This window comes from Pseudomonas sp. LBUM1676, from assembly GCF_059695605.1.
On the sequence record NZ_CP166777.1, the window covers coordinates 4266929 to 4282797 of the forward strand.

At 57.5% G+C, this 15869-nt stretch carries 15 protein-coding genes and 1 pseudogene; 11 read left to right on the forward strand and 5 right to left on the reverse strand.

Annotated elements, in window-relative coordinates; genetic code table 11:
* The first annotated feature begins 38 nt into the window (after positions 1-38).
* Positions 39-1858 (forward strand): annotated as a pseudogene (locus tag ACA041_RS19825) (FAD-dependent oxidoreductase).
* Positions 1842-2234 carry a hypothetical protein gene (locus ACA041_RS19830; RefSeq protein ID WP_497436238.1) on the forward strand — a complete coding sequence of 131 codons (393 nt, stop codon included), beginning with the start codon at positions 1842-1844 and terminating at the stop codon, positions 2232-2234. The pseudogene ACA041_RS19825 and the gene ACA041_RS19830 overlap by 17 nt, the downstream one beginning before the upstream one ends.
* A gap of 220 nt (positions 2235-2454) precedes the next feature.
* Here ACA041_RS19830 and ACA041_RS19835 read toward each other — a convergent pair whose 3' ends face one another.
* Both ACA041_RS19835 and ACA041_RS19840 read right to left on the reverse strand, forming a co-directional pair.
* Positions 2455-3288, reverse strand: coding sequence for an aldo/keto reductase (locus ACA041_RS19835; RefSeq protein ID WP_497436242.1), 834 nt, complete (start codon positions 3286-3288; stop codon positions 2455-2457).
* Positions 3289-3298: 10 nt separating this feature from the next.
* On the reverse strand, positions 3299-5020 hold the full coding sequence (locus ACA041_RS19840) for an FAD-dependent oxidoreductase (RefSeq protein ID WP_497436247.1): 1722 nt from the start codon (positions 5018-5020) through the stop codon (positions 3299-3301).
* 172 nt (positions 5021-5192) lie between these two features.
* On the opposite strand from ACA041_RS19840, the gene ACA041_RS19845 reads away from it, so the two are divergent.
* The 6 genes from ACA041_RS19845 to ACA041_RS19870 all read left to right on the forward strand — a co-directional run bounded on the left by ACA041_RS19845 (position 5193) and on the right by ACA041_RS19870 (position 10996).
* Positions 5193-5969, forward strand: a complete 777-nt coding sequence (locus ACA041_RS19845) for an IclR family transcriptional regulator (protein ID WP_497436254.1) — start codon at positions 5193-5195, stop codon at positions 5967-5969.
* Between the two features lie 239 nt (positions 5970-6208).
* Entirely contained in the window at positions 6209-7264 is a 1056-nt protein-coding gene (locus ACA041_RS19850) for a Gfo/Idh/MocA family protein (protein ID WP_497436258.1), read from the forward strand.
* A gap of 2 nt (positions 7265-7266) precedes the next feature.
* A complete protein-coding gene (locus ACA041_RS19855; RefSeq protein WP_497436260.1) occupies positions 7267-8085 on the forward strand; it encodes a sugar phosphate isomerase/epimerase family protein in 819 nt (272 codons plus the stop codon).
* A gap of 499 nt (positions 8086-8584) precedes the next feature.
* Positions 8585-9403 carry a diaminopimelate epimerase gene (gene dapF, locus ACA041_RS19860; RefSeq protein WP_497436261.1) on the forward strand — a complete coding sequence of 273 codons (819 nt, stop codon included), beginning with the start codon at positions 8585-8587 and terminating at the stop codon, positions 9401-9403.
* Positions 9404-9522: 119 nt separating this feature from the next.
* Positions 9523-9924 carry a GFA family protein gene (locus ACA041_RS19865; protein WP_497436266.1) on the forward strand — a complete coding sequence of 134 codons (402 nt, stop codon included), beginning with the start codon at positions 9523-9525 and terminating at the stop codon, positions 9922-9924.
* 712 nt (positions 9925-10636) lie between these two features.
* Positions 10637-10996, forward strand: coding sequence for a DUF6124 family protein (locus ACA041_RS19870; RefSeq protein ID WP_497436270.1), 360 nt, complete (start codon positions 10637-10639; stop codon positions 10994-10996).
* Here the strand turns inward: ACA041_RS19870 and ACA041_RS19875 are convergent.
* The gene (locus ACA041_RS19875; protein ID WP_497442125.1) at positions 10938-11228 is read right to left on the reverse strand and encodes a DUF3616 domain-containing protein; all 291 of its coding nucleotides are present in this window, start codon (positions 11226-11228) and stop codon (positions 10938-10940) included. The genes ACA041_RS19870 and ACA041_RS19875 overlap by 59 nt on opposite strands.
* 246 nt (positions 11229-11474) lie before the next feature.
* Here ACA041_RS19875 and ACA041_RS19880 point away from each other — a divergent pair, with 246 nt between their 5' ends.
* The 3 genes from ACA041_RS19880 (at position 11475) to ACA041_RS19890 (ending at position 13190) form a co-directional block, all read left to right on the forward strand.
* Positions 11475-12152, forward strand: a complete 678-nt coding sequence (locus tag ACA041_RS19880; RefSeq protein ID WP_497436275.1) for a polysaccharide lyase family 7 protein — start codon at positions 11475-11477, stop codon at positions 12150-12152.
* 172 nt (positions 12153-12324) lie between these two features.
* Positions 12325-12903 (forward strand): hypothetical protein, encoded by a 579-nt coding sequence (locus ACA041_RS19885; protein WP_497436280.1) that lies wholly within the window; start codon positions 12325-12327, stop codon positions 12901-12903.
* Positions 12904-12926: 23 nt separating this feature from the next.
* Positions 12927-13190 (forward strand): hypothetical protein, encoded by a 264-nt coding sequence (locus ACA041_RS19890; RefSeq protein WP_497436286.1) that lies wholly within the window; start codon positions 12927-12929, stop codon positions 13188-13190.
* Positions 13191-13277: 87 nt separating this feature from the next.
* Here the strand turns inward: ACA041_RS19890 and ACA041_RS19895 are convergent, their stop codons facing one another.
* Together ACA041_RS19895 and ACA041_RS19900 are read right to left on the reverse strand one after the other, a co-directional pair.
* Positions 13278-14864 (reverse strand): GMC family oxidoreductase, encoded by a 1587-nt coding sequence (locus tag ACA041_RS19895; RefSeq protein WP_497436290.1) that lies wholly within the window; start codon positions 14862-14864, stop codon positions 13278-13280.
* Positions 14865-14933: 69 nt separating this feature from the next.
* A complete protein-coding gene (locus ACA041_RS19900) occupies positions 14934-15818 on the reverse strand; it encodes a sugar phosphate isomerase/epimerase family protein (RefSeq protein ID WP_497436294.1) in 885 nt (294 codons plus the stop codon).
* Positions 15819-15869 lie beyond the last annotated feature (51 nt).

Here is a 15869-nt window from a genome sequence, read left to right on the forward strand (position 1 = left end):
GGGAGCGGCCAACCTCATTCCCTCTCGTGGTAATTCTTATGTACATCAGCGATCCCCTGCTTTGTGATGTTCTGGTCGTCGGCTCTGGTGCCTCTGGCCTGGCAGCGGCGGTGACTGCTGCACAACTGAACCTCGACGTCATCGTTGTGGAGAAGGAGCCGCAGCTAGGCGGCACCAGCGCCTGGTCGGGCGGTTGGCTGTGGATTCCGCGCAACCCATTGGCCATCGCCGACGGTATCGTTGAAGACCTGGAACAGTCGAGGATTTACCTGCGTCATGAACTACGCGGCGAAGTGCTCGACCCGCGCGTAGAAACGTTCCTCGAACAAGGACCGACGATGATCGACTTTTTTCAACGCCATACCGAGGTGCAGTTTTTCTCCGGCAGCAAAATGCCTGATTTTCACGCCAGCGAAGGCCATGTAAAAGGTGGCCGCTCGGTCTGTGCGCAACCATTTGACGGTCGTCGCCTGGGCCCTTGGATCAACAAACTCCGACGCCCGCTCGACGTGATCAGCCTCGCGGGAATGGGCATCGCCGGCGGTGCCGACCTCAATCATTTTCTCAACGCCCGCCAGTCGCCGTCCTCATTGCTCTACGCCGGCAAGCGCCTGTTGCGCCACGCCCGCGACCTGCTGTTTCATGGCCGGGGCCTGCACCTGGTGAACGGCAACGCACTGGTTGCCCGCCTGCTGAAAAGCGCGCTGGATCGTAAAGTTCGCCTGCTGACCGACACGCCCGTACGCGAACTGCTGCGTGACGGTGAGCGCGTGCTCGGAGCTCGTGTCGAATCTGCCGGGCGCCTGATCGAGATCCGCGCTCGACGAGGCGTGGTGCTCGCTTGCGGTGGTTTCCCCCACGACCAGCAGCGCATCGCCCGCCTGTTCCGGCATGCCCCCAATGGCACCGAACATTTGAGCGCAGCGCCCAAAGGCAATACCGGCGATGGCTTGCGCCTTGGCGAAAGCGTCGGGGCATGCGTGGCATCCGACTTGACCCATGCCGCCGCGTGGGCACCGGTGTCCCGAGTGCCGCGTGAAGATGGCGGTTTCAGCGGTTTTCCGCACCTGATGGAACGAGCCAAACCCGGATTCATCGCCGTGCGCCAAAATGGTCAACGCTTTGTCAACGAGGCCGACTCCTACCACGACTTCATGTGCGCGCTGTTTGAGGCCACGGAACCTGGAGAATCCCCAGTGTCCTGGCTGATCTGCGATATCACCGCACCCAACGTCGCTATGGCCTGGGCTGGTCCAAACCCTTTCCGTTTCCGACTGCCAGGTATGTACGCGAGAGCTATCTGTTCAAGGCCCCGACGTTGGTCGAACTGGCACGCCAATGTGGCATCGATGCGCAGCAGCTCGAAGAGACCGTTAGCGCTTTCAACCTTGGCGCGGAACTCGGTCACGACCCACTATTCCAGCGTGGTGAATCGTTGTACAACAGAGCACAGGGGGAAGTTTTACATGGGCCAAACCCGTCCCTCGGCAGTCTGCGCAGAGGGCCGTTCTACGCGGTGAAGCTGGTGCCCGGCAGCCTCGGCACCTTCGCCGGTCTGAACACCGATGCCTGTGCCCGCGCATTAGACGAACACGGCGCGCCGATCCCGGGGCTATTTGCCGTAGGCAATGACATGAACAGCATCATGAACGGCCATTACCCAAGCGGCGGCATCACGCTCGGTCCTGGAATGACCTTCGGTTACATCGCCGCAAGAGTTCTTGCCGGTCAGGCAGACGACGGAAATCAGCCGGTCGACATGAGCTTTTCCAAGGCAGAAAAAATCGCCGGGGTAGATGAGCGTATGCGAAGTGATCAAGAAAAATTATCGGGAGTCTGCAATGAAAAATACACCTAGCAAGGCAATGCCTTCACGCTTGGCGTCCAGCTACCCAGATGTCCAACATGCATTGGACGCGAGCATCCCAAGCAAAAAAATGGATGTGGCAACTCGTATCGTCTTGTGGGCAGCAAATGAAGCTGGCCTAAACAGGGCCGATATAGTTGTCGCACTCTCAAAAAGAGACCCAGAGCTATTCGACGACCTTTTCGCCGAAATGGAGGAGCAGCAATTCAAACTGTTTGAGCGCGGAGACGAGATGCACCTATCGTTTTTCAGCAAGGCACGTGTCTATAACGCTAGCGCTTGGTTGGCTCGTGGAGCCCCACATGAAGCAATATACGAGTCAACTTTTGCGACGGAAAAAACGCTCGTGGTTGCTGATTTTTTCTAGCAAATAAACGGCTATGCAATGATCTTGAGAACCACCGTTGGTGGGTGAGCTTCCAGTCAGCTTGTGACGCCGTCGATGACGTTTACTATTCTAGGGCTTTCTCGAAGGAGTCGAAGCAGTGTCGAACGAGTATTCGCTGTCGGATGGGTGAAACGTGTCAGGTCTGGTAAGACCACAGTCAGTTTTATGGCTGTCCCCATCAAGAGTGGCTCTTTCGCGGTTATCGATTGAACGCGTCCCACACCGGCGCAAAGTCCGGACTGACTAGACGCTCTCGCTTGGACAGGCCGGCGATCAGCGCGCGATCCTGATCATCCAGGTTGACAGTGAACGCTGCCAGATTGGCCAATTGGTTGGCCTCGCTGCTGGCCTTGGGTATAGCAGCCACATTCGATTGATCCAACAGCCATTTGAGTGCGACTTGGGTCGGCAGTACCCCATGTTTGGCGGCGATGTGCTGGATAACCGGAACATCCGACACCTTGTTGCGTGCTAGCGGCGAATAGGCCGTCAGTGCCAGATCGCGTTGACGGGCGTAGTCCAGCAGCGCGTTTTGGCCAAGCAGCACGTGGTACTCGACCTGAATGGCTGACAGTGGCGCGCCCAATTCCTCGACTACCGTTCGCAGCAGACGCAGCGGGAAATTCGCCACGCCGATATTGCGCGCCAGCCCCTGTTCCTTGAATGACACCAGGGTTTCGATCGTACTCGGCAAGTCCCAATCGTTGCTGGGCCAATGGATCATGAAGAGGTCGACGTAATCGCTGCGCAAAGACTTGAGGCTGCGGTCCATGGAATGGCGCATGGCGTCGGGTTGCAGTTGGTCCCACCAGACTTTGCTGGTGACATGGACATCTTCGCGGGGTGTCGGGCTATTCACCAGCGCCTGACCGACAGCGTCCTCATTGTTGTAGGCCGCAGCGGTATCGATGTGTCGATATCCCCGCGCCAAGGCCTGTTCCACGGCTCGTGTGCACTCTTCACCGAGCATCGGCCAGGTGCCGAGGCCGAGCTTGGGCATGTTCAAACCCTGGGCATTAACGATGTGCGTCATGGTCGATCTCCTATTCATAAGTAGTGATGCCGGCGATATGGCGCGCGGCGATGTAGCCGAAAGTCAGCGCCGGCCCCAGGTTGATACCGCCAGCGGGGTAGTGGCCGCCCATGATGCTGGCCATGTCACCTCCCGCCGCATACAGGCCGGTGATGGCCCGGCCCGAGTCGTCGAGGACCTGGGCGTGTTGATTGACCTTGAGCCCGGCGAAGGTGCCGAAACAACCCGGTTCGACTTTCACGGCATAGAACGGCCCTTGTTCAATAGGCGCGACGCAGGGGTTGGGGTGCTGCAGCGCATCACCCTGTTTGCGGTTGTAGGGCGTCGAGCCTCGGCCGAACTGCGGGTCCTGGCCATTGCGCGCGTGGCGGTTGTAGTCCGACATGGTGGTGCGCAAGCCAACTGGGTCGATGCCGCAGGCCAGTGCCAATTCCTCCAGGGTCTTGCCGCTTTTCAGATAACCGCTGCGGATGAAGGATGACAGCGGTACCGGAAACGGCCGAGAAATACCCAAGCCATAACGTCGCTGAAAGCCATGACTGCAGATTAGCCAAGAGGCCACTGCTTCGCCGGGCGGGGAGCAGGCGACCATGGCCGTCACATAGTCGTAGTAGCCATTGGCTTCGTTGACGAAGCGCTGACCGTTGCTAAGCACACCGATGATCCCCGGCTTGCCGCGCTCGATGATGTGCGGAAAATGGCCGCTGCTGCCATCGCGGTGTGGCACTCGTGAAACCGGTGCCCAGGCCACAGGCGACACCTGCTGGGTGTCGACTCGGGCGCCAGCGCTCTCGCCCAGCCGCAGGCCATCGCCAGACACGCCGAGGGGCGGCAGTGCCAAGTGTTCGTGTCCGGTCGGTGTGCGGGGGAACAGGGCCTTGCGCCGTTCGATGTCATTGGCGAAACCGCCGGCCGCGAGCACCACCGCCCTGCGAGCCTTGATGCGAATCGAACCTTTGGCGGTGCGAACCACAGCGCCCTGAACCTGATTGTTCTCGCGCAACAACTCGGTAACCGGTGCCGATTCCCACAGCAGCACGCCAAGATCGTCGGCGGATTTCGCCAGGCGCGCTACCAGCGCCACGCCGTTGACCAGTTGCATCGCCCGACCATGCACGGCGAGGTCTAGCAAATGGCGAGTGAAACGCCGTGTAACGTGCCAGGCCGCCGACCAAGAGCGGGTCAGGTTGAGAAACGCGGTAAGGTCTGCGCCCGCCATGATCGGCATGCCCATGAAGGCTGTTTCGCGCATGGTTTTGCGCAGGCGCTTGAGCAGCTTGCCGACGTTGCGCGCGTCATAGGGCGCGGCGATCACCGAACGCCCGCCGGTACCGGCCCCCGGCGTGTCCCCATGAATGTCGGCAATCGCGTTGCCGTCGGCGAATTGCAGCGAGGTGTGTTGTTCGAAGAACGCCACCATGCGCGGTGCGGCCTCAAGGAAGGCATCGATCATCGCCGGGTCATACCGATCGCCCAGTTCATGTTCTAAGTAAGTGCGCGGTTGTTCAACGTCTTCAACGATGCCGGCCCGTCGGGCCAAGGGATTGCACGGTACCCACGCCCAGCCACCGGACCAAGCTGTGGCGCCGCCGAAAACCGGGTCTTTTTCCACCACTATCACTTTCAGGCCATGCCATGCCGCCGTCACGGCCGTTGCCAGGCCGGCTGCACCGGAACCGACGATCAGCACATCGCAGTCGATGTCGGGGAGGCAGTACGGTTGGACACGCATGGTTTGAGCTCCGACGCTTATTTATTGGAATTGGATTCCGAAAAATATATTAAGCCGGAACGGGGCGGCAAGTCGCTGATGCGCAAAATGGGCGGTTATCGGACAGACAGTTCCAGATTTCGCATTTTTTATGATGTCTCTAGAATCGAGAAAATTTTGCGTGGATATCTTCATGGCGGGCAGTCAGATCGAACGTGTTTTCAGTGCGCTTGAAAGTCTCTCCAGCGACCCTCGGGGCCTGCCGATGCAGGTGCTGGCGGAGCAACTGGGCATCCCAAAAAGTGCCACACACCGGTTACTCGCCGAGCTGATCAGGCTCGGCTATGTGCGGCAAAACCCGGACAATTTGCGTTATCAGTTGTCGACCAGGCTGGTGGCGATGGGTTACCGGTATCTGTCGAACAGCGGCGCCGATATCGCCCAACCGGTGCTCGATCGGCTGGCTCAGGAAACCGGCGAACTGGTACGCCTGGGGGTCATCGAAGGCGAGCGCCAGACCTGGATAGCCAAGTCCCAGGGGGCTCGTTCGGGGCTGCGCTATGACCCGGACATGGGTCGAGATGCACCGCTGTTCTACACCGCCTCCGGTCACGCCTGGCTGGCGTGCATGAGCGATGCCGACGCCTTGTCGTTGGTGGAACGCCAAGCGGCGGACCGGCCGCTGGAGCTAGGCCCGAATGCCCCAAGATCCAACATTGAATTCCTAGAGCGCTTGCGCTTGGCACGGGATCAGGGCTACGCCTGTGTCGAGGAAAGTTCGGCTGTAGGCACTTCGGCGATTGCCGCGGTGGTGCGTCATCCAGGTGATGGCCGGGTAATCGGCGTGCTCAGCATCGCCGGACCGAGTGCACGGATACAAGGGGCGCGGCTGCATGAATTGGCGCCGTTGCTGTTGGCGTTTACCGATGAGTTGTCGGCCGCGAGTCTGGCGTCGGAGTTGTTTCCCTAAGGCCTACGAAAATCCCTCGTGGAACCGGGCTTGCTCGCGAAGAGGGCGTGTCAGTCGACATTTAAGTTGAATGACCCACCGCATTCGCGAGCAAGTCCCACACACATTTGATAGGCGTTGGCCCTCTCAAAGTTGTGCGCTGTTCGAACACTTTCAAAGCACGCTTGTGTAAGAAACTGGAATCAGGTTCTAAATTGTTGAAATTCAACTTCCAACAACAACCACAAGAGGACCGCTGCATGAGTTTGCCCCTTCGAATAGCCCTTATCGGTGCTGGCACCATGGGCCAGCAGCATTACCAGCATCTGAAAAACCTGACTGAAGCGACCTTGTGTGCAGTGGCCGACCCCGGCCCCCAAGCACCGGGTCTCGCGAAGGAGTGGGGTGTGGAATATTTCGCCGATCATCGTCAGATGCTGGTGCAGGCAAAGCCTGCTGCCGTCATTGTCGCCAACCCGAATGCGCTGCACGTCAGCACCGCGCTCGATTGCCTGGCTGCCGGCGTCCCGGTGTTGCTGGAAAAGCCGGTGGGCGTGCACCTGGATGAGGCCCGTGAGCTGGTGACTGCCTCGAAGTCGAGCGGCGTTGCGGTGTTGGTCGGCCATCATCGACGCCACAATCCCTTGATCGTGCGCGCCCATGAACTTGTCCACAGCGGCGCGTTGGGGCGGTTGAGCACCGTGACCGCGCTCTGGCAATTGCGCAAACCCGATAGTTATTTCGAGACAGCCTGGCGCCGCGAGCCCGGTGCGGGCATGTTGTTGACTAACCTGATCCATGATCTCGATGTGCTCAGGCATCTGTGCGGCGAAGTTCGCCAGGTGCAGGCCATCACCAGTAACGCCGTGCGTGGGTTTGCCAACGAGGATTGCGCGGCCGTGCTGCTGCAATTCGAAAACGGTGCGCTGGGCAGTCTGACCGGGTCCGATGCGGTGGCGGCACCCTGGAGCTGGGAGCTGGGTACCGGGGAGAACCCGGTATATCCACGCCAAGCCGACCAACCGTGCTATTTGCTTGCGGGCACTGCGGGAGCGCTGAGCATCCCGCAGCTCAAACGCTGGCACTACACGCAAGCGGACGGTGGATGGCATCAACCCTTGGTGCCGACTGACGAGCCTTGCAGTGTCGATCAAGCGCTGCGCTTGCAGTTGCAGCACTTCGTGCGCGTTGCGCGTGGAGAGGTCGAACCGCTGGTCAGTGCCGCCGATGCAGCCCGTACCCTGGCGCTGGTCGAAGCGATTCGCCAAGCCGCTGAAACCGGGCGCGCCTGCGCACCCGCATTGATCGAGGGTTGACCATGAGTGTACGAATTTTTTCCCTGGCCAGTCTGACTGTGCTGGAGTTGTCACCGCCGGACATGGTCGAAGTTGCGGCGCGGGCCGGTTACAGTCATGTCGGCTTGCGCCTGGTGCCGGCGACGCCAGAGGAACACCATTTTGCGTTGGTGGCCGATGCCGATCTGCGGCGCCAAACCCTGGCACGTCTGCGCGATACCGGCATTCGTGTCTTGGACATTGAAATCCTTCGGCTTAAACCGGACACCGTTGTTGATGATTTCGAGCGGGTGCTGGCAGTGGGAGCCGAATTCGGTGCCAGTGAGTTGCTGGTGGCTGGTAACGATCCTGACGAGGAGCGGCTGACAGAAAACTTTGCCCGGCTATGTGATCTGTCAGCGCCCTACGGACTGCATCCGCACTTGGAGTTCATGCCCTGGACCGACGCGCGTGATCTGCAGCAAGCCGTGCGCATCGTTGAAAAGGCCGAACGTGAAAACGCAGCAGTGCTGGTCGACGCGTTTCACTTCGATCGCTCTGGGTCACGGCTGGAAGATCTGGCCAGGGTTGCCCCCTCGCGGTTGCGGTACGCGCAGTTGTGTGACGTAGCGGGTCCCAGGCCTGCAGACATGGCCGAGATCTTACGGCAGGCGCGTAATGAACGGCGTTTTCCAGGCGATGGCGATTGTGATCTGCCAGGGCTGTTGCGGTGTCTGCCGGCTAACATTCCTTTGAGTCTGGAGATTCCCACCGCGAAACTGCTGGAGCAGGGCGTGAGTGGGCTGGACCGGGCGGAGATGGCATTGAGTAAAACCCTTCAATTGCTCGCGCGGCTGACTTAGGTCCCGCGAAGCTTTTTACTATGAACATGGGCCCCCAATTACCATTAGCGCCCCGCTTTCCGGTGTCGATCAGCTATTACCAGAAGGTGTACGCCAGTCTGCTTGGCTGGCTATTGCTTTCCCACCACCCGACCCTGACCATAATCGTCGGGCCCGCCGTGATTTGCTGCAGTGAACTGGCAGCAGTATGGCAACAAACCGCCGCTGAGGTGACCCAGAGCCTGAAGTGCTGAGTTAGGTTTTGCAGGCCTGCGGCAAACTGCGGTGACTTGGCGACAACGTTTGTAGGTTGTCATCCGCGATGCAATGACTGTCTTTAAATGGCCGATCGCTGCCTGTCACGAAGGGCAGCATTCGGCCAAAAGCGGACTCTGCAACGTCATTGCCTGTCAGATACGTCTCGCTTTCGAGTTCTCACACAGCTTGCAAAGATCAGGCAATTGAGGATAGATCAACTTTAAACTCAACTCACCCCATTTTTCATTGTCAGGGTCAATATATGCCGCTGAGGTTTCAAAAGATGCACGCTAACGGCGACGACTTCGTTGTCGTCGACTCGCGTAACTCGTCCAACTCAATGACAGACAACATGGCTCGGCGAATGGGTGACAGGAACCGAGGCGTAGGGTTCAATCAACTCGCGGTTGTGCTCGATGACGATGATGCAGATGCGCGCTTGATGTTTTGGAATGCAGATGGCTCCACGCTGGACGTTTGTGGCAGCGCAACGCGGGGTGTCGCGGATATATTGATGCGCGAATCAAACAGTACGTCGACAACGCTTCGAACTAACCGTGGCTTGCTCACTTGCGAACGAACCTCAACCGGCGCAATTTCCGTCGACATGGGAGAGCCGCTTTTCGACTGGTCGACTGTCCCTCTGGCTCAGGCAATGGATACTGCTGTTTTACCACTGGCGGGTGCCCCAGCAGCTTGCAGCATGGGGAATCCGCACTGCACCTTTTTTGTGGAAGATCTAACAGCTATTGATATAGCGACAACTGGACCGGCCATTGAAACAAACCCCCTTTTCCCCCTCAGGACAAACGTGCATTTCGTCCAGATCATTGACCGAAAGCACATTCGGTTGCGAATTTGGGAGCGCTGGGGAGGGATACCGCTGGGTTCGGGCTCCTGCTCTTGTGGCGCTGTTGTTAACGGCATTCGCCGTGGCTTGTTAGACGATTGTGTTGAGGTTGAATGCGATGGCGGAACAGTTACAGTTCAATGGGATGGCGTGGGAACTGTCTATCTCACTGGACCGGTAGAGAGGACTTTTATGGGAATTTACACGGATGCTCTATCACACGCTTTCTAATGGCTAAGTCGATAGAAACAGGTTGCCGGGTCGTTTGCACTCTTCGTGACAGACAGCAATTCGACACGACGCCTGCTCACCGTTAAATTGGCAGGTCTAGTTATCAGGCGGCATAACCAATGACCGGAACGTTCCAAGGCAGCTGTCTCTGCTGCACAGTCAGATACGAAATCAAATCACGCCCCAAAGCTCTTTCACATTGCCATTGCAGTCAATGTCGCAAAGGCCATGGGGCGGCGTTTGCCAGCTATGCAAGCGTACCGCGCACTGATTTGCACCTCATCCAAGGTGCAGAGTTCATCACTGCTTACCGCTCTTCTGAATCAGTACTTCGGCAGTTTTGCAGCCAATGCGGTTCGTCGTTGTTCTGGTCGAAAAGCCGAGGTGAATACGCTGACTGGATATCCATAGCGTTGGGCACCGTGGACACGTTCTTTACATCCGACAAACAGCGACATATCGAAGTGGCCTCCACGGCGTCCTGGTATGAAATTCAGGATCGGTGGCCACAGGTCCAATGACTGCAATGGGTCGATTCTGTTGAAAAAGTCGGTTTTTCAGAATGCGGTGGGATTGGATAGGTGAAAGCGCCTCTTCAGCACGCCTCTACGTGAAATCCCAGCCTGAAAGGCTCTGCGGACATTCAGAATTTCAATCTCCGACGCGTACTTTTCTGCTTTAGAAAACACGGCCGATTTTTTCAACAGAATCGGTCGCAAGCGGCCTCTCACGAAGGCCAACTATCGGCCCAACAGCTGTCAGTCAGACGTGTCCAGGAATTTGAGACGGTCCGGCAGCACGTCGGACACCTGCCAAATGACGCCGGTTGAATGCAGAAATCAGGCGTGCGGAAATGTTCCGTTCATTCAAATTAAACATCCGCGAAAGGCGCGTGTTTAAGCGCCCTACCGATTACTTCCTGAAAGCTACAAGACCTTGCGCCGTTGCCTACGGTTACGCCAGAATCCGCCGGCTTGTGCGCCTTGGGGCCGCTCGGTAACTTGATTCGCGTCACTGCCCATCAGTGATCGGGTTTAGCAGCCCGTAGTTTCCTAGTGAAGTGCACAAGCTCTTTCAGCCAGGCATCACCATGCCTGCACTTGATGGTAGCTGTGCGCAGGGCGCCTTCGGGCGCGCCGGTTTGCTAGGTTCCCGGTCTGCTAACCTGCGTACAGCTGCCTCCACTTTCGTTTAGCAGCAAGAGTGGTGGCGCTCCATGTAAGGACCTAGTGAATGATAAAGCCTTCACCAAACCCGCCGGACACCGATCCGGTATCCCCATATGAACCCGATTCAAACAAACTCAACGAAGACGCCGAACGCACCCTCGCCTCTCACTTCCCCTCGACTGCCGACATCAAGGCCACACCGCGCACACCCAGCACCCTGTTTACCGTCGACCCAGGGGCTACGACCGAAACCCTGGCAGTTTATCTGGTCGAGACGCTGGCCTCGGTCGATGTGATGGTTCATCACCTGGTGGATCATCTGGACGGCGGATCGCGCAGTGCCCTGCTGGGTATTTCCAACAGCATCATGCTGGCGGAAATCGCGGCGAACCGGATGCTGGATCAGATCGATCCACCCGCTTAAAGCGAACGCGTCGACAATGCAGGCTGTACAGCGGTCCCTTCAGTTGGGACCGCATTTCAGCGAGTGCATAGCCGTCGTTCTGCCGTACCACAGGGATGCGCGCCAGCAGAAAGCGATTGCCCTTCGCCTCGACTGTCGACAGGCGCTTGATATTCTTCCGTGCAAGAGTGCCAGCCTCGGCCTTCTTTCGCTTCAGGCTATGGGAGCCCACCACCCAGGCCGCCCCGTCCACCGCTGATGGCTTAGGTCCCTTCGCTGCAGCTGCCAAGCAACTCGAATTAGTTCCATCAACTTCCAAATAGCCGACCAACGGTAACCCCCGCAGGCACAAAGCCTGCAATAACCACCTCGACGATCATTTGACGTCAATCTACCGCCATACCGATTTCCTGATCAGCAGACCCAATTGACACAGCTCAATAGCGTCGGTTCGAGCGCAACTGTGGCCGCAACATTCCCCGCATACAGGATTATTGACATGATCGACCTCGCCACCTGGAATTTAAGCATCCCTGAAGGCAGCCCACCGGCTACCATAGAAACGCCTCGACTGGCGCAAGGCTTCAAGGGCCAGTATTTCAGTTCTGAAGCCGCTACCCTTTCCTTCTGGGCACCTGTAACCGGTTCCAGGACGGCCAACGCTATTTACCCGCGCAGCGAGTTGCGGGAAACCTATAGCGATGGAAGGCTGCGCAACTGGCAGTATTCAGCGGCGGATAACATTCTGCGGGCGAGTCTGACCGTCAATCAGGTGCCCAGCACCGGCAAGATCGTGATTGGTCAGATTCACAACAAGGACAGCAACAGCCCCATGGTGAAGCTGGAATACCAATACAAAAAGTCGGCTTCGACGGGAAACATTGTCGCCAAGGTGCGCATGCGCCCCGACGATGAAGAGGGCCAGGTCATTACAATTGCGACGGGTGTGCCGCTCGACCGCAACTTTTCCTACCAGCTCCACCTCAGCCCGAAGGGCGCGCTGGGCATCAGCGCAGCAGGATACAACTGGAGAACCACCATCGACCCGAGCTGGAAGACCAAACCACTGTATTTCAAAGCGGGTGCGTATGTGCAGGACAACACCGGCTATCCCACCGAGGGTGGAAAAGTGACGTTCAGGATGCTGGAGATCCAACACAACATTAAGTCGCTTTAGGTCACTACCGTTGGCACGCCGATCCGAAGGGTGAAGACTTTTGCTACCAAGTGACTAGCGGTCAGTGAACTCAACCGCGCGGGCGGCAGATGCCCTCGGAGCCGACTATGCTTTCGCGGCAGCAACGCGCTCACTGCGTTGCTCCTTCGGCCATCACATGGAAAGCAGGTCTATGAAACCGATCCGCTCTTTTGCTCCCGCTGTTGCCCTCGCCTCACTCATGTCCACCGCCAGCTTTGCGGCCCATGCAGCCGATGTGCCGCTGGGCAGTACTGCTCTGGAGAGTCATATCATTACGCACGTACTGGCTGTCGATGCGGCGAACTATCGGGTCACTGTGGAAGGTCCCGACAAAAGCCAGGTACCCATCCAGCTCACCGACCAGGCCAAGGCCCTGCACAACCTGAAGGTCGGCGATAAGGTCGATATATATGTTATCCGCTCGGTTGCCTACACGCTCGACACTGATGTTAATAGCGATAGAGGTGTCAGCACCAAATCAGCGATTACCCGCGCCAACAAGGACAACCCTAATCCGGGCGGTGAGGCGTTTCGTCAGGTCAAGGTCACGTCGAAGATCACCCAGATTGACTTGAAAAAGCATGAAGTGACCTTGCTTCCTCCAGAAGGAAAAGTGAAAGTTGTCAAGGTCGAGGACCCCGAGCTCCAGGCCCGCATGAAGAACCTCAAGGTCGGTCAGACGGTCGACGCCACCTACACCGAAGTACTGGAAATCAAAACCTCACGCTGACGAACTCCGAGGAAAGTCGTGGCATGAAGATTGCCTATGACCAGGAAAGAGGCGCTGATCAGCCTTTACTTGAGCAGAAACGACCCAAAGAGGTACATGCCATGCACAGCATGCTTTATGCGACAAGTCATCTGACCAGAGTCCGCGTACGGCCTGTTGATTCAATGGATAAACCCATTGAGTCGAGGTCTTCCACACTTGAACATCAAGCGAAAATTTGCAGCGGGCTTTTGCTGTTGGCACTGAGTACTTCCTGTGCGCTGTGGTGGATCGGCAGCTATGCCTGAACCAAAAAAGCGCGGCAGTAACAGGTTATGCATCTGTTAGTGCCACGCCTTGATCGAGCGCTATTGAATGCTTGGCAGGATGTCGACCTATTGGCCACTTCTGATCATGTCGGCGGCCCTTTCGCCAATCATGATGCATACCGAGTTGGGGTTCCCTGAAATCAGTGTCGGCATTATCGATGCGTCGGCAACGCGCAGCCCATCTATGCCATGCACCTTGAGATCTGGAGCAACAACCGATTGCTCATCCACACCCATGCGGCAGGTACCGGACGGATGCAGCGCCGCATGGGCTTCTTCGTGGCAGAACTTTTTCATGGCTTCTCGAGACTTCACAGCCGCATCCGGCACATGACGCCTTGCAAGGTAGGGTTTGAAAGCGGCTTGGGACATGATCTCCTCACCCACCAGGCAACCATCAACCAGGCTCTCAATGTCATAAGGGTCAGAGAAGTAATTGGGCACGATGCGCGGAGGCGACAGCGGGTCTGCTGAGTACAGTTCGACATATCCCCTGGACCTGGGACGGATCTGGCCCAGGTTCAAGGTGCAACCATTGCCCCCTGGAACAGAATCCACGCCCTCTTCGATGCCCGCGCCGACGACCATGAAATACTGGATATCGGGATTGGTTGCAGTCTTGTCTCCCCACCAGAAAGCACCGCCTTCAATCAGGTTGGACGCCGCCGGGCCTTGTCTGAACAGGGCGTACTGCAAGCCCGCCATCATTTTCCAATGCCACTTTTTGTACTTGTCGTAGCTGTGGGGTCCCGTCAGTTCATAGACGAGCGACACTTCGATATGGTCCTGAAGGTTCTGACCTACTCCGGGCAAATCCTTGATGACCTTGATGCCATGTTTCTCAAGCTGCGCGGCAGGACCAATACCCGACAACATCAATAATCGGGGTGAGTTGATGGCGCCGGCCGATAAAACAATCTCTTTTTCGGCGTGCATGATGTGGCGCACGCCATTCTCGATGTATTCAACGCCAATGGCTTTGTTGCCTTGGGTCAAAATCCGGATGACGCGACAACCAGTCTTCACCTTCAGGTTTTCGCGTGACTTGGCGGGCGCCAGATAGGCCACCGCCGCACTGCTTCGAAAACCATTTTTAGCAGTGATTTGATAAAGCCCGCAGCCTTCAGGCTTGCCCGAGTTGAAATCCTCGTTGTACGGCAGGCCGTACTGCTGGCAAGCGCGCAGCCACACTTTGGTCAGTGGGTGGATGTTGATGGGATCAGAAACACCCAATGGTCCGCCGACGCCATGAACGTCGTTACAGAAACGTTCGTTATCCTCGGCTTTTTTGAAGTACGGCAATACGTCTTTATAAGACCAGCCCGTTGCCCCCTGCTCGACCCAGCCGTCGTAGTCGGCGGGTACGCCGCGTATGTAAATCATCGCATTGACCGAACTCCCGCCACCCAACACGCTGGCCTGGACCATGGTCGGCGTTTCGGTCCGGCGTTGGTCTTCGGTGGGCTCCCAGGCATAGCGCTTGAGCAGCGGACCTTGCGCCGTCTTGTAGTAGGCGCCGGGAATATGGATGTAGGGGTTGCGGTCGCGAGGCCCCTCTTCAAACAACACCACGGACGCAGACGTATCTTCGCTGAGTCTCGATGCCACCGTGCAGCCCGTCGAGCCGCCTCCGATTACGATGAAATCCACCATGACGACTTAAGACCTTTTATGAGGTAACGCGTGTAAGAACGGAAGTTGTGAAACCGGGTGAACGGCGCTTTATCGAGCAACGAGGCTGACTAACAGCGCCTTCAGCTCTTTCGCGACCTCATAGCTGTTTTGCTGCTGCTGTTTCTTGCAAAACAACTCGCAACTCCACCAACCGTCGTAACCGGTGGCCTTCACCGCGTCCGTCCACTCGGCGAGGTTCAAGATCCCGCTCCCGGTCGGTATATCCCGGAGGATTTCTTCATTGGGAATGCCACCGGCAAACGGCAGCGAGTCACACACATGCACGCCGTAGATCACGTCTCTATCCATGCGCGCGATGTCTTCGGGTTTAACGCCGGAGGTAAAGCAATGCCAGTAATCGATCACCATTTTGACGTTGCTGCGTTCGGTGCGATCGATGAGCTGCAGTTGGTGCGCCAGGGTGTTCAACGGCGTCCAGGACAACGCTTCCAGATAAAGCAGGACGTCGTATTGCTTGGCCAGGTCCGCCAGCAGCGCGAGATTGCTGGCAGTTAACGCCAATTGTTCCGCTTCATCGTGCCCCAGCAAACCGCTGTAATGAGCACTCGTGCCGTGCATTTGGAAATCGATCACCGCTTGAACATTGATCGGCCCAGTGAGCACTTGCACACCTTTGGCGCCGGCCAGGTTGGCCAGTTGAAAAAGCCGTTCCGCTTCCTTCAACAGATCATCGCGTTCGGCGCCCTGGCGTTCGATATCTCTCAGGTAGCCGATTCCCGTGACGTGGGTTTTGCTCAGCAGGGCTTTGAGTTCCGACTCGGAATGACCGGCCTGCAAATAGGCTTCCAGTTTGCCGCTGTAGATTTCCAGCGCATCGAAACCGACGGTCTTTGCGATGTCGATGTCTATCGCCAGCGTCGAATGTTTGGCGACTGTGGAATGCAAGGCCAGGATGTTGTTTTGAGTGTGCATATAAGGCTCCTACCGTTGACATCCAGTGTAGAGCGATAGGGTTTCGGCGGT